Raw genomic sequence first — 13,275 nt, forward strand, 5'->3', positions numbered from 1 at the left:
TTCCTGCCTGAATTCGGCTTGCTAGTGGAATCGGGTTCTGCGTCACGCCCGGCGAGGGCGTGCAGGGCGCGGTCTGTGCCGACCGCGCAAGGCATGGGAATGCTGTGTGGCCGGGGCTGCGTGCCCGGAACCATTCACCAATGAGAACGGATGACGTCTTGAAATAATTAGTCGGCAGGCTGGAACCCCCAATGGGGCCGGGAGAGGGGCAACCGCTGCGGCGGTGTGTCGCAGTTCTCGGTTTGCACCGTCATGGATCATTAGTTCTCTTTCTCAATTGACAATCATTATCATTCAACATAATTTGTCGCTCGATGTGTAGGACGGCCCCGTCCCCAGGCGTCCCACTAACCTATTGGCAGCAAGGTGATTTCCATGACGGAACAAGTATCCACAAGCAGGTGCGATTCACCGCTACTTCAGGCCTTCGTCGACAACCGACTGATCCTGGTCAAGATTGCAGCCCGAATCACCGGCTGCCGGTCACGTGCCGAAGATGTGGTGCAGGATGCGTTCTTCCGACTGCAGTCGGCGCCGCCGATCACGTCGTCGATCAAGGCGCAATTGAGTTATCTGTTCCAGATCGTGCGCAACCTGGCCATCGACCACTACCGCAAGCAGGCGCTGGAGCAGAAGTACGCCGGCCCCGAAGAGGAAGGACTGAACGTGGTCATCCAGGGCGCTTCGCCGGAAACCTCGCACATCAACTTCTCGACCCTCGAAAACATTGCCGATGCGCTGACCGAGCTGCCCAGCCGCACCCGCTACGCCTTCGAGATGTACCGCCTGCACGGCGTGCCGCAGAAGGACATCGCCAAGGAACTGGGCGTATCGCCGACCCTGGTCAACTTCATGATCCGCGACGCCCTGGTGCACTGTCGCAAAGTGTCGGGCAGCCGTCCCGCCATGGCCGCCCGCGGCTGACCGCACAAGCCTGCCCGCGAAAGCCTGCGGCCAGGCATCGCTGCACCGGCCGCCGATCTGCCTTCAACCAAGATCCCTGCGGGAGCCAGCCTGCCGGCGATGGCGTCACCGAAAACGCCATCGCCAGCCGTTGCTTGCGCAGGGATTTCGCTCACCTGCGGCAGCGGCAAAACCAGGCCCGGGAATCCCGGGCCCGCCCCTCACGCCAACGAACACCGGTCGAAGAACCGCTCACGCCCCAGAATCATCAGCGCCGCGCGCTTGTGCGGGAAATCGAATTCCTTTTCGCAGTGGAAGCACTGGTTGTGCATGTGGCCGATCATCTTCGCGTTGTCGGCACGCGGCTCGGCGACCACCCGCTGGGTGCGCGGATCGTCCAGGAACAGGTAATGCACCAGCGCCGACAGCCAGCTCGCCACCTTGTGCGGCCCGCGGTGGTTTTCCTCGCCGACCAGCATGTGGATGCCGCGGTCGTAGTTGTCCGCATCGTAGAAAGGAGCGATCCGGTCTTCCTTGGCCCAATAGGCCTCGAAATAGGCGAACGGCTGATCGTCGAAGCAACCGATCAGGGTCAGGGTGTGCGGATCGGCATCGAGTTTGGTCAGGTACTCGCGGTGCTGTTCGAGCGTGCCCTCCTCCTGCCAGAAGCTGGCCACCCGCGGGCTGTTCTGCCAACGGTTGAAACGCGCCAGATCCTGTTCGATCTCCACGGTGCGCAAGGAAATCCACGCGCCCAGGCGCGCATCGAAACGCCGGTACACCTCGCCGCGGGGCTTGGGCGGACGAAGCGGATGGCGCTTGCCTTGGCTGATGACCATCTGCTGCGGGTAGCTGCCGGTCATCGATGCGCCCAGCCAGGGCTGCGGCAATTGCCAGAACAGCGTGCGTTCGCAGCGGTATTCGCCGGCGGTCTCGGTGGCCACCAGCAGGCCGCTGAGCAAGGCCTCGGTCGGCGGCTGCTCCAGTTGCCAGACCAGTTGCCGGCGTGCCGGGTCACGGGCGAACAGCCAATAGCAGGCCGCCCACAACGCTTGCCCCAGCGGCAGCGCAAAGCGCTCATCGATCCGGATCGGCCCCTGCAGCTCGATGTCGACGCGCAGGCGGATCAAGGGTTGTCCGTCCAGGCTCAGGCTCAGACGGCTTTCGGTGGCATCGGCTATCAATTGGCTGCCCGAAGGCAAGGCCAAGGCAACCAGATCATTCAGATTGGACATGGGTCGGGCTCACGGTAATCGTCGACAGTTCAACGATGGGACGTGAGCCGGGGCAGGAAATTTAGGCTGCAGGCAAAAACCTGCGGGTCAGGGGTGAGGCACCGGCACCACGGCGATCTTGTACGGATCGAAGATCTTCAGCATCTGCCCGTTGTCGCGCAGCCCTTGCAGCAGCTTGCCGAAGGTCTCACCGGTGATCGGCGCCACCGGTCGCAGGATGGCGTAGTGGTGGTAGATCTGGTCGATGCGCTGCGACACCAGCAGCTCGCCGCGCACCTTCTCGTTGCGCAGCAGGTAATCGCTCAGGTAGGAACGGGTGACCAGCGCGATGTCGGCGCGCCCGCGCAGCACCATCAGCAGGTTGCTGTCGTGGGAGTAGGTCAGCGTGGCGTTGTAGTTCTGCGCCAGGTACTTGGGGTCGGCATTGAAGTTGGCGAATTCGTAGTGGTAGCCGCTGTACAGCGCCAAACGCTTGCCGCCGAGGTCGGCGAAGTAGCTTTGCTGCCGCCCGGGCGCCTGCTGGGCGACGAATATCTCGGCGTCCTCCAGGCCCATGTCGACGCTGGTGTGGGGAATGTCCTTCCAGCCCCACTCGGGGTTCTCGAAGATGGCCATGTCGATCCGGCCTTGCTCGAAATCGCCGAAGCGCCGGGGAATCGACGTCGGCACCAGGACAAACTGATAGTCGCCCTGCAAGCGGTTCAGCGCCTCGACCAGTTGCGGCAGCAGGCCGGTGTCGGCCCCGTTCTCCGGGCGGATGGTGTACGGCGGAAAGTGCGCAGCGCCCACCCGCACCAATTGCGCCGCCTCAACCGGCAGCACCGAACACGCGAGCGCTGCGAGCAGAAACCCGGCGGCCTTGCGAACTGGCAAAGACTTCAAATCACCCCACTCCCCGAAAAAGAAACGTTCCCTGCATTCAAACTAGGCGTTTTCGCCCAGTTAGCCAGTTTCCCGGCCCCATAGAAAGCGCTCAGCGCTCTTCGAGCACCAGGATCAAGGCCTCTTCGGCCAACTGATCCAGGCTCAGGCCGCCGCCTTCGCGGAACCAGGTAGTGGTCCACGACAACGCCCCCGTGAGAAAACGTCGGGTCACGAACACATCGCCGCGGATGAACCCGGCCGCCTTGGCTTCGCCCAGCACCTGCAGCCAGAGGGCCTCGTAGATGTCGCGCAGGGCCAGCACCCGCGCCTGGCCTTCGTCCGACAGCGAACGCCATTCATAGACCAGCACCGCCATGGCCTCGCCGCTGCCGCCCATGATGGACTGGAGTTCGCAGCGGATCAGCGCCAGCACCCGTTCGCGCACGTTGCCGGCCTCGGCCAGCGAGGCGCGCATCAGGGCGGTGTTGTAGCGGATGGTCTCTTCCATCACCGCCCGCAGGATCTCGTCCTTGCTCTTGAAGTGATGGAAGATGCTGCCCGACTGGATGCCCACGGCACCGGCCAGGTCGCGCACGGTGGTGCGTTCGTAGCCTTTGTTGCGAAACAGGTGGGCCGCCACTTGCAGCAGCTTGCCGCGGGCGCTGTCCGGGTCGGTCAACTGGCCTGCGTCGACCAGTTCACGCATGACCCCCAGGGCTTTTTGCTCGTCCACCCGTTCTCTCCTACAGTCGATCAGTCTGCTGCGCCGGGAAACGCAGGGTTGCGCGGGCAATTTAAGCCGCCGGCCGCGCCCAAGCAAGCGCTTGGGCGGAAGATGATTCCACTGTTTACAAACCAAGCGCTTGCTTGGTAGCCTCGACGCACTTCTGTCGCAGGTTCCTGAGTCGGAGACAACGATGCCAACCGTGCCCACCGCTATCCGCATCGGATGCGCCAGCGCCTTCTGGGGCGACACCTCGACCGCCGCCGAGCAACTGGTCAAGGGCGGACGCCTGGACTACCTGGTGTTCGACTACCTGGCCGAAATCACCATGTCCATCATGGCCGGCGCCCGCCTGAAAGACCCCCAAGCCGGCTTCGCCGGCGACTTCATCGACATCCTCACTCCGCTGTTGCCGCAGTTGGCGCAGCAGCGCATCCGCGTCATCAGCAATGCCGGCGGGGTCAACCCCACCGCGTGCGCCGCCGCGCTGCAGGCCGCCTGCGACCGGGCCGGCGTGGACCTGAAGATCGCCGTGCTGCTGGGCGATGACCTGCAACCGCAGTTCAAGGGGCTCGGCACCCAAGGCATCACCGAGATGTTCAGCGGCGCCCCGCTGCCGCCCCTGTGCGTCTCGACCAACGCCTACCTCGGCGCGCCGGGCATCGTCGAGGCCCTGCGCCTGGGCGCCGACATCGTCATCACCGGGCGGGTGGTCGACAGCGCCGTGGTCAGCGCGGCGCTGGTGCACGGCTTCGGCTGGTCGTGGCACGACTACGACCGGCTGGCCCAGGCCGCCCTGGCCGGGCACATCATCGAATGCGGCGCCCAGTGCACCGGCGGCAACTTCACCGACTGGCGCGAGGTGCCGGACTACGAGCACATCGGCTTTCCGATCGTCGAAGTCGGCGCCGACGGCCAGTTCACCGTCAGCAAGCCCGAAGGCTCCGGCGGGCTGGTGACGCCGCTGACCGTGGGCGAGCAGATGCTGTACGAGATCGGCGATCCGCAGGCCTATCTGCTGCCCGATGTGATCTGCGACTTCACCCAGGTCAAACTCCAGCAGCAAGGCAAGAACGCCGTCCGCGTGCACGGCGCCAAAGGCCTGCCGCCCAGCGGCAAGTACAAGGTCAGCGCGACGTATCCGGACGGTTTCCGCTGCACCGCCAGTTGCCTGATCGCCGGCCTCGATGCGGTGGACAAGGCGCGGCGGGTCAGCCAGGCGATCATCGGCAAGACCGCGCAGATGCTGGAGCAGCGCGGCTGGGGCCCCTACAGCGAAGTCAACGTCGAATTGCTGGGCAGCGAAGCCACCTACGGCCCCCACGGCCGGCGCCGCGACAGCCGCGAAGTGGTGATCAAGCTCGCGGTGCGCCACCCGAACAAGCAGGCGCTGGTGCTGTTCTCCCGGGAAATCGCCCAGGCCGCCACCGGCATGGCGCCGGGGCTGACCGGCATCGTCGGCGGACGGCCGACGGTGTATCCGCTGATCCGGCTGTTCTCGTTCCTGATCGACAAGGACGCCTGCACCCTGCAGGTCGACATCGCCGGCGAACGCCATCCCTGCGCGTTGCCACCCCCGGACACCTTCAGCAGCGGTGACCTGCCCGTGCCCCACGAACCGCCCAAGCCCCAGGGCCGCGCCGACGCCAGCGTGCCGCTGGTGAAACTGGCCGTGGCGCGCTCCGGCGACAAGGGCGACCACAGCAACATCGGCGTGATGCCGCGCCGTCCCGAATACCTGCCGTGGATCGCCGAAGCGCTGACCCCGGCGGTGGTGGTGGACTGGATGAGCCATGTCCTCGACCCGATCCACGGGCGGGTCGAACGCTGGTACCTGCCCGGCACCCACAGCCTGAACTTTCTGCTGGAGAACGCCCTGGGCGGCGGCGGTGTGGCCAGCCTGCGGATCGACCCGCAAGGCAAGGCCTTCGCCCAGCAACTGCTGGAGATCCAGATCCCGGTGCCGCGAAGCATCGCCGAACAATTCGAATAAAAGGATGGCGCCATGGCTTACCGATCGATATTCAACGCCGGGCTGTTCGACGGCCAGACGGTCATCGTCACCGGCGGCGGCAGCGGCATCGGCCGCTGCACGGCCCATGAGCTGGCCGCCCTCGGGGCCACGGTGCTGCTGATCGGCCGCAAGCCCGAGAAGCTGCAGAAGGTCGCCGGCGAAATCACCGAGGACGGCGGCCGCGCACACTGGAAAGCCTGCGACATCCGCGACGAAGAAGCCGTGAAGGCAACGGTCGGCGAAATCATCCGCGAGCACGGGCCGATCCACGGCCTGGTCAACAACGCCGGCGGCCAGTACCCGTCGCCGCTGGCCTCGATCAATCAGAAAGGCTTCGAGACCGTGCTGCGCACCAACCTGGTCGGCGGTTTCCTGATGGCCCGGGAAGTGTTCAACCAGTCGATGGGCAAACACGGCGGCAGCATCGTCAACATGCTCGCCGACATGTGGGGCGGCATGCCCGGCATGGGTCACTCGGGCGCTGCGCGCTCGGGCATGGAGAACTTCACCAAGACTGCCGCCTTCGAATGGGGCTGCGCCGGCGTGCGGGTCAACGCCGTGGCGCCGGGCTGGATCGCCTCCAGCGGCATGGACACCTATGAAGGCGCGTTCAAGGCCGTGATCCCGACCCTGCGCGAGCACGTGCCGCTCAAACGCATCGGCACCGAATCAGAGGTCAGCGCAGCGATCGTGTTCCTGTTGAGCCCGGCCGCCGCGTTCATCAGCGGCAGCACCGTGCGCATCGACGGCGCCGCCAGCCTCGGCAACCGCGCCTGGCCGCTGCACAAGGCAAGCCACAGCGAACCGTTCAACGGCTTCCACCGCGCCTACCTGCCCGACGTGCTCAAGGACAAGGAATAAGCCATGCCGTCCATTCAGTCCCTTCTCGATCCCCACAGCGAAGCCTTCGCCCGCAACCGCGCCGCGATGCTGGCCGCCGTCGAGCACGTGCAGCAACTCGAACGCAACCTGCTGGACAAGGCCGCCGAAGCCAAGCCGAAATTCGACAAGCGCGGCCAGTTACTGCCCCGCGAACGCCTCAACCTGCTGCTCGACCCCGGCTCGCCGTTCCTCGAACTGGCCAGCCTGGCCGGCTACAAGCTGCATGACGACAAGGACGGCAGCGCCGCCGGCGGCGGCCTGATCGCCGGGATCGGCCAGGTGTCCGGTGTGCGGGTGCTGGTGGTGGCCAACAACAGCGCGATCAAGGGCGGCACCATCTCCCCTTCCGGCCTGAAGAAATCCCTGCGCCTGCAACAGATCGCCCAGGAAAACAAACTGCCGGTGATCACCCTCGCCGAAAGCGGCGGCGCCAACCTCAACTATGCGGCGGAGATTTTCGTCGAAGGCGCGCGCAGCTTCGCCAACCAGGCGCGGATGTCGGCCATGGGCCTGCCGCAGATCACCGTGGTGCACGGCTCGGCCACCGCCGGCGGCGCCTACCAGCCGGGGCTGTCGGATTACGTGGTGGTGGTGCGGGGCAAGGCCAAGCTGTTCCTCGCCGGCCCTCCGCTGCTCAAGGCGGCCACCGGCGAAGTGGCCACGGACGAAGAACTGGGCGGCGCCGAAATGCACGCGCAGGTGGCGGGCACCGCCGAATACCTGGCGGAAAACGACGCCGACGGCATCCGTCAGGTGCGCGAGATCGTCAGCCTGCTGAACTGGAACGAACACCTGCCGTGGCGGCCCGCGCCGCCGTACAAGGAACCGCTCTACCCCATCGACGAACTGCTCGGCCTGATCCCGGACGACCCGAAGAAGCCCTATGACGTGCGCGAGATCATTGCGCGGATCGCCGACGAATCGCGCTTCCTGGAATTCAAGGGCGAGTTCGACTCGCAAACGGTCTGTGGCCACCTGAAGATCCAGGGCCGGGCCTGCGGCTTCATCGGCAACAACGGCCCGATCACCCCGGACGGCGCAAGCAAGGCGGCGCAGTTCATTCAACTGTGCGACCAGAGCCGCACGCCGTTGCTGTTCTTCCACAACACCACCGGCTTCATGGTCGGCACCGAGTCGGAACAGCGCGGGGTGATCAAGCACGGTTCCAAGCTGATCCAGGCGGTGGCCAACGCGCGGGTGCCGAAGCTGACCCTGGTCGTCGGCGGCTCCTACGGCGCCGGCAACTACGCGATGTGCGGGCGCGGCCTCGACCCGCGCTTCATCTTCGCCTGGCCCAACAGCCGCACCGCCGTGATGGGCGGCGCCCAGGCCGGCAAGGTGCTGCGCATCGTCACCGAAGCCCGGCAGCTCAAGGACGGTCTGGAGCCCGACCCGAAAATGCTCGACATGCTCGAACAGGCCACCGCGCAGAAACTCGACAGCCAGTCCACCGCCCTCTACGGCAGCGCCAACCTGTGGGACGACGGCCTGATCGACCCCCGCGACACCCGCATCCTGCTCGGCTACCTGCTGGACATCTGCCACGAGGCCGATCTGCGCACGTTGCAGCCCAACAGCTTCGGCGTCAGCCGGTTCTGACCCCCAACGGATCCTGAGGAGAACAACAACAATGATCTTCACCCCGGAACACGAAGCCCTGCGCCGCACCGTGCGCCAGTTCGTCGAACACGAGATCAACCCCCACGTCGAGGAATGGGAAAGGGCCGGACGCTTCCCGATCCACGAGATCTTCCGCAAGGCCGGCGAGCTGGGCCTGCTGGGCATCTCCAAGCCGGAGAAGTTCGGCGGCATGGGGCTGGACTACAGCTATTCGATCGTCGCCGCCGAAGAGTTCGGCACCATCCATTGCGGCGGCATCCCGATGTCCATCGGCGTGCAGACCGACATGTGCACCCCGGCCCTGGCCCGCTTCGGCTCCGATGAGCTGCGCGAGCAGTTCCTGCGCCCGGCCATCAGCGGCGAACAGGTGGGCTGCATCGGCGTCTCGGAGGTCGGCGCCGGCTCCGACGTCGCCGGGCTCAAGACCACCGCCCGCAAGGACGGCGACGACTACGTGATCAACGGCAGCAAGATGTGGATCACCAACTCGCCGAGCGCCGATTTCATCTGCCTGCTGGCCAACACCTCGGACGACAAGCCTCACGTCAACAAATCCCTGATCATGGTGCCGATGGACACGCCCGGTATCAGCCTCAGCCCGAACCTGGACAAACTCGGCATGCGCAGCTCGGAGACCGCCCAGGTGTTCTTCGACGACGTGCGCGTGCCGCAGCGCAACCGCATCGGCCACGAAGGCGCCGGGTTCATGATGCAGATGCTGCAGTTCCAGGAAGAACGCCTGTTCGGCGCGGCGAACATGATCAAGGGGCTGGAGTATTGCGTCGACAGCACCATCGAGTACTGCAAGGAACGCAAGACCTTCGGCAACGCGCTGATCGACAACCAGGTGATCCACTTCCGCCTCGCTGAGCTGCAGACCGAAATCGAATGCCTGCGGGCACTGGTCTACCAGGCCACCGAACAGTACGTGAAAGGTCAGGACGTCACCCGCCTGGCGTCGATGGCCAAGCTCAAGGCCGGGCGCCTCGGGCGCGAGGTCAGCGACAGCTGCCTGCAGTACTGGGGCGGCATGGGCTACATGTGGGACAACCCGGTGGCCCGCGCCTACCGCGACGTGCGGCTGGTGTCGATCGGCGGCGGCGCCGACGAGATCATGCTGGGGATCATCTGCAAGCTGATGGGCATCCTGCCGGGGAAACGCCCATGAGCGCCCTGCCCGATTGCGCGACGCTGCTGCTGGAGCCGCACAACGGCGTGCTGCACATCACCCTCAACCGCCCCGACAGCCGCAATGCCATGAGCCTGCAGATGGTCGCCGAACTGCGCGCCGCGCTGGCGGCGGTGCGGGACGACCGCAGCGTGCGGGCGATCGTGCTCAGCGGCGCCGGCGGCCATTTCTGCGCCGGCGGCGACATCAAGGACATGGCCAACGCCCGCGCACAAGGCGGCCAAGCCTACCGCGACCTGAACCGTGCGTTCGGCGCCCTGCTGCAAGAGGCCCAGCACGTGCCGCAAGTGCTGATCACCGTGCTGCAAGGCGCCGTGCTGGGCGGCGGTTTCGGCCTGGCCTGCGTCAGCGACATCGCCATGGCCGACCATCAGGCCCAGTTCGGCCTGCCGGAAACCAGCCTCGGCCTGCTGCCGGCGCAGATCGCACCGTTCGTGGTGCAGCGCATCGGCCTCACCGAAACCCGGCGCCTGGCCCTGACCGCCGCCCGCTTCGACGGCCACCAGGCCCGGCGCATGGGGCTAGTGCACTTCGTCGAGCAGGATCCGCAAGCCCTGGCCGAGCGCCTGGATGAAGTGCTCGAGCATGTCCTGTGCTGCGCTCCGGGAGCGAACGCCATGACCAAAAAACTATTGCTGGCCAGCGCCGGGCAACCTGGCGCCGAGTTGCTGGACGAAGCGGCGCAATGGTTCAGCGAGGCGGTGACCGGCGCCGAAGGCACCGAAGGCACGTTGGCCTTCCTGCAAAAGCGCAAGCCGAAGTGGGCGACTTGAACCACGCTCCCGCCGTGCCGACCTGCACCGCAAACCCATGTGGGAGCGCGCCTGCTTGCGATGAGGCCCGCCCTTCCAACGCGACATTCCAGGGAAAACCGTCATGCCCGCCCTCCACAAGATCCTGATCGCCAACCGCGGCGAGATCGCCTGCCGGATCCAGCGCACCGCCCAGTCCCTCGGCTATCGCACGGTGGCGGTGTTCAGCGACGCCGACGCCAACGCCCTGCATGTGCAGATGGCCGACCAGGCCGTGCACATCGGTCCTGCGCCGGTGCAGCAGTCTTACCTGAACATCGCCGCGATCCTCGACGCGGCCCGGCGCAGCGGCGCCGATGCGGTGCATCCCGGCTACGGCTTCCTTTCGGAGAACGCCGACTTCGCCCGGGCCTGCGAACAGGCCGGCCTGACCTTCATCGGCCCGGACGCCGACGCCATCGAACTGATGGGCAGCAAGCGCCGCTCGAAAATCGCCATGCTCGCCGCCGGCGTCCCCTGCGTCGCCGGCTACCAAGGCGCGGAACAGGACGACGCCACGCTGCTGCGCGAAGCCGAGCGCATCGGCTATCCGCTGATGATCAAGGCCAGCGCCGGCGGCGGCGGACGCGGCATGCGCCTGGTGGAGGACGCGCAAGCGCTGCCCGCGCAACTGCGCACCGCCCGCTCCGAAGCGCTCAACGCCTTCGGCAGCGACGAGCTGATCCTGGAACAGGCGCTGGTGGAGCCGCGCCACGTCGAGTTTCAAGTGTTCGGTGACCGCCACGGCCACCTGATCCACCTGGGCGAACGCGATTGCTCGGTCCAGCGCCGCCATCAGAAGGTCATCGAAGAAGCCCCTTGCCCGGTGATGACCCCGGCCCTGCGCGAAGCCATGGGCGCGGCGGCGATCAAGGCCGCACGCGCCGTCGACTACGTGGGGGCCGGCACCGTGGAGTTTCTGCTCGACGCCCAGGGGCGCTTCTACTTTCTGGAGATGAACACCCGGTTGCAGGTCGAGCACCCGGTGACCGAACTCATCACCGGACAAGACCTGGTGGCCTGGCAATTGGCGGTCGCCGAGGGCCGGCCGCTGCCGCTGACCCAGGAACAGGTCAGGCTCGACGGCCATGCGATGGAGGTGCGCCTGTATGCCGAAGACCCGGCACAGGGCTTTCTGCCGCAGACCGGACGCGTCCTGGCCTGGGAGCCGGCGCTGGGGCACGGTGCGCGCATCGATCACGGCCTGACGGAAAACCGGCTCATCAGCCCCTTCTACGACCCGATGCTCGGCAAACTGATCGCCCATGGCGCCACGCGGGAAGAGGCGCGGCGCAAGTTGCTGCGGGCGGTGCAGGACAGTGTGCTGCTCGGCGTGCACAGCAACCAGCGCCTGCTGGCCGGCCTGCTGCAGCACCCGCAGTTCATCGACGGCCGTTTCGACACCGGGTTCATCCCCCGGCATTTCACCGATCACCCCTGCCTGCGGCCGCAGACGCCGGGCGCCGAGGAACTGGCCATCGCCACCGTGCTGTTCCATCGGCGCAGCGCCCAGGCGCATCGCCCGGCGCTGGCCGACTGGCGCAACAACACGGGCGTGGCGGTCGGCTACCGGCTCGGCCTGGAGGAACAGACCTGGAACGTGCAACTGCTGGCCGGCCCCGGCGGCCGGTTTGAGGTCGAGACGCCCGGACGCCGCCTCCAGGCGATACTCGTCGAACAGGACGAACGCCACGTGACGCTGCAGATCGACGGCCTGCGCCAGCGCCATGCCTATCGCCTGGAGGACGAGCGGCTCTGGCTGTTCACCGACGCCGGCAGCCTGTGCCTGGCGGATCGAACTCATGCGGTGATCGACAGTCAGACCAGCGTCGGTTCCGGCACGCTGAAGGCACCCATGGACGGCGCCATCGTCGACGTGCTGGTCAGCGAGGGCAGCCCGGTCAGCAAGGGGCAGCTGCTGGTGGTGCTGGAGGCGATGAAAATGGAGCACCCGCTCAAGGCCGGCATCGACGGCGTGCTCAAGCGGGTGCAGGTCAAGGTCGGCGATCAGGTGAAGAATCGTCAGGTTCTGTTGCAGGTCGAGTGAGTCGCCAGGCGCATCCGCAGGGTTTGGCTACGCTCTGAACTATCGGAACGTACACATCAGGAACCCTGCGATGCCCCATTGGCTGGTCATTGATCTGGAAGCCACCACCGACGAGGGTGGCTGGCCGGTTACGGAAATGGAGATCATCGAGATCGGCGCCACCCTGGTCGACCGCGCCGGCCGCGAGCGCGATCACTTCCAGCGCTTCGTCAAACCGCTGCGCCGGCCCTTGCTGACGCCGTTCTGCCGCGAACTCACCCACATCACCCAGGCCAACATCGATTCGGCGCAGACCTTGAGCGAGGTCTGGCCGGCCTTCGAACGCTGGCTCGGCCAGCACCGCACGCGTCTGGAAGGCTGGGCCAGCTGGGGCGACTACGACCGCAAGCAGCTGCTCCAGGAATGGCAGCGCCTGCAGCTCGACAGCGCCCTGAGCCAGGTGCCGCACATGAACCTCAAGCAGCGCTTCGCCAAGGCCCGGCGCCTGGAACGGCCCCTGGGGCTCAACGGCGCCCTGCAACTGGCCGGCCTGCAGTTCAGCGGCCAGCAGCACCGGGCCCTGGAAGACGCCCGCAACACCGCCCGTTTGCTGCCGCTGGTGCTGCCGCTTTAGACAGATGACGGCGTAGGATGCCTTGTGCATACTGGCCGGCCCTTTTTGACCCTTTTCGAGGAATCGCCCATGTTCAAAGTCAACGAGTACTTCGACGGCACCGTCAAATCGATCGCGTTCGGCACCGCTGAAGGCCCCGCGACCATCGGCGTCATGGCTCCGGGCGAGTACGAATTCGGCACGGCCCAGCGCGAAATCATGCACGTGGTGTCGGGTGCGCTGACCGTCAAGCTGCCGGACAGCAACGAGTGGGAAACCTTCGCCGCCGGCAGCCAGTTCAATGTACCGGCCAACAGCAAGTTCCAGCTGAAAGTGGCCGTCGACACCGCTTACCTCTGCGAATACCGCGGCTGATCCGACGGATCGCGCCACAAACAAAAATGCCCGTGTCCA

General features: G+C 66.2%; 12 protein-coding genes. 9 read left to right on the top strand and 3 right to left on the bottom strand.

From position 1 onward, the window contains the following. Window positions 1–375 precede the first annotated feature (375 nt). Window positions 376–924, top strand: coding sequence for an RNA polymerase factor sigma-70 (locus CAG31_RS02650; protein WP_085577927.1), 549 nt, complete (start codon window positions 376–378; stop codon window positions 922–924). A 200-nt stretch (window positions 925–1,124) separates the two neighbouring features. Here CAG31_RS02650 and CAG31_RS02655 read toward each other — a convergent pair whose 3' ends face one another. The 3 genes from CAG31_RS02655 to CAG31_RS02665 form a co-directional block, all read right to left on the bottom strand. Further along, complete coding sequence (locus CAG31_RS02655; RefSeq protein WP_085577928.1) at window positions 1,125–2,138, bottom strand: GNAT family N-acetyltransferase; 1,014 nt, start codon at window positions 2,136–2,138, stop codon at window positions 1,125–1,127. A gap of 87 nt (window positions 2,139–2,225) precedes the next feature. Continuing rightward, entirely contained in the window at window positions 2,226–3,020 is a 795-nt protein-coding gene (locus CAG31_RS02660) for an ABC transporter substrate-binding protein (RefSeq protein WP_085577929.1), read from the bottom strand. A 91-nt stretch (window positions 3,021–3,111) separates the two neighbouring features. After that, on the bottom strand, window positions 3,112–3,735 hold the full coding sequence (locus CAG31_RS02665) for a TetR/AcrR family transcriptional regulator (RefSeq protein WP_085577930.1): 624 nt from the start codon (window positions 3,733–3,735) through the stop codon (window positions 3,112–3,114). 184 nt (window positions 3,736–3,919) lie between these two features. Here CAG31_RS02665 and CAG31_RS02670 point away from each other — a divergent pair, with 184 nt between their 5' ends. The 8 genes from CAG31_RS02670 (at window position 3,920) to CAG31_RS02705 (ending at window position 13,236) form a co-directional block, all read left to right on the top strand. Then, window positions 3,920–5,719 carry an acyclic terpene utilization AtuA family protein gene (locus tag CAG31_RS02670; protein WP_371856085.1) on the top strand — a complete coding sequence of 600 codons (1,800 nt, stop codon included), beginning with the start codon at window positions 3,920–3,922 and terminating at the stop codon, window positions 5,717–5,719. Window positions 5,720–5,731: 12 nt separating this feature from the next. Continuing rightward, window positions 5,732–6,601: an SDR family oxidoreductase gene (locus tag CAG31_RS02675; RefSeq protein WP_085577931.1), complete on the top strand. Its 870-nt coding sequence runs from the start codon at window positions 5,732–5,734 to the stop codon at window positions 6,599–6,601. Window positions 6,602–6,604: 3 nt separating this feature from the next. After that, on the top strand, window positions 6,605–8,221 hold the full coding sequence (gene atuC, locus CAG31_RS02680; protein ID WP_085577932.1) for a geranyl-CoA carboxylase subunit beta: 1,617 nt from the start codon (window positions 6,605–6,607) through the stop codon (window positions 8,219–8,221). A 31-nt stretch (window positions 8,222–8,252) separates the two neighbouring features. Then, window positions 8,253–9,410, top strand: a complete 1,158-nt coding sequence (gene atuD, locus CAG31_RS02685) for a citronellyl-CoA dehydrogenase (protein ID WP_085577933.1) — start codon at window positions 8,253–8,255, stop codon at window positions 9,408–9,410. Then, entirely contained in the window at window positions 9,407–10,204 is a 798-nt protein-coding gene (locus CAG31_RS02690; protein ID WP_085577934.1) for an enoyl-CoA hydratase/isomerase family protein, read from the top strand. The genes atuD and CAG31_RS02690 overlap by 4 nt, the downstream gene beginning before the upstream one ends. Window positions 10,205–10,307: 103 nt before the next feature. Then, the gene (locus CAG31_RS02695; RefSeq protein ID WP_085577935.1) at window positions 10,308–12,269 is read left to right on the top strand and encodes an acetyl/propionyl/methylcrotonyl-CoA carboxylase subunit alpha; all 1,962 of its coding nucleotides are present in this window, start codon (window positions 10,308–10,310) and stop codon (window positions 12,267–12,269) included. 70 nt (window positions 12,270–12,339) lie between these two features. Then, window positions 12,340–12,882 carry an exonuclease domain-containing protein gene (locus CAG31_RS02700; protein ID WP_085577936.1) on the top strand — a complete coding sequence of 181 codons (543 nt, stop codon included), beginning with the start codon at window positions 12,340–12,342 and terminating at the stop codon, window positions 12,880–12,882. Between the two features lie 69 nt (window positions 12,883–12,951). Then, window positions 12,952–13,236, top strand: a complete 285-nt coding sequence (locus CAG31_RS02705) for a pyrimidine/purine nucleoside phosphorylase (protein ID WP_085577937.1) — start codon at window positions 12,952–12,954, stop codon at window positions 13,234–13,236. Window positions 13,237–13,275 lie beyond the last annotated feature (39 nt).

The sequence above is a fragment of the Pseudomonas sp. R25(2017) genome, from assembly GCF_002112565.1.
Lineage (GTDB): Bacteria > Pseudomonadota > Gammaproteobacteria > Pseudomonadales > Pseudomonadaceae > Aquipseudomonas > Aquipseudomonas ekonensis.

Bases quoted from the DNA above. Each gene is read 5' to 3' on its own strand.
- CAG31_RS02650 (WP_085577927.1), top strand. From the start codon at position 376: ATGACGGAACAAGTATCCACAAGCAGGTGCGATTCACCGCTACTTCAG.
- CAG31_RS02655 (WP_085577928.1), bottom strand. From the start codon at position 2,138: ATGTCCAATCTGAATGATCTGGTTGCCTTGGCCTTGCCTTCGGGCAGC.
- CAG31_RS02670 (WP_371856085.1), top strand. From the start codon at position 3,920: ATGCCAACCGTGCCCACCGCTATCCGCATCGGATGCGCCAGCGCCTTC.
- CAG31_RS02675 (WP_085577931.1), top strand. From the start codon at position 5,732: ATGGCTTACCGATCGATATTCAACGCCGGGCTGTTCGACGGCCAGACG.
- atuC (WP_085577932.1), top strand. From the start codon at position 6,605: ATGCCGTCCATTCAGTCCCTTCTCGATCCCCACAGCGAAGCCTTCGCC.
- atuD (WP_085577933.1), top strand. From the start codon at position 8,253: ATGATCTTCACCCCGGAACACGAAGCCCTGCGCCGCACCGTGCGCCAG.
- CAG31_RS02690 (WP_085577934.1), top strand. From the start codon at position 9,407: ATGAGCGCCCTGCCCGATTGCGCGACGCTGCTGCTGGAGCCGCACAAC.
- CAG31_RS02695 (WP_085577935.1), top strand. From the start codon at position 10,308: ATGCCCGCCCTCCACAAGATCCTGATCGCCAACCGCGGCGAGATCGCC.
- CAG31_RS02700 (WP_085577936.1), top strand. From the start codon at position 12,340: ATGCCCCATTGGCTGGTCATTGATCTGGAAGCCACCACCGACGAGGGT.
- CAG31_RS02705 (WP_085577937.1), top strand. From the start codon at position 12,952: ATGTTCAAAGTCAACGAGTACTTCGACGGCACCGTCAAATCGATCGCG.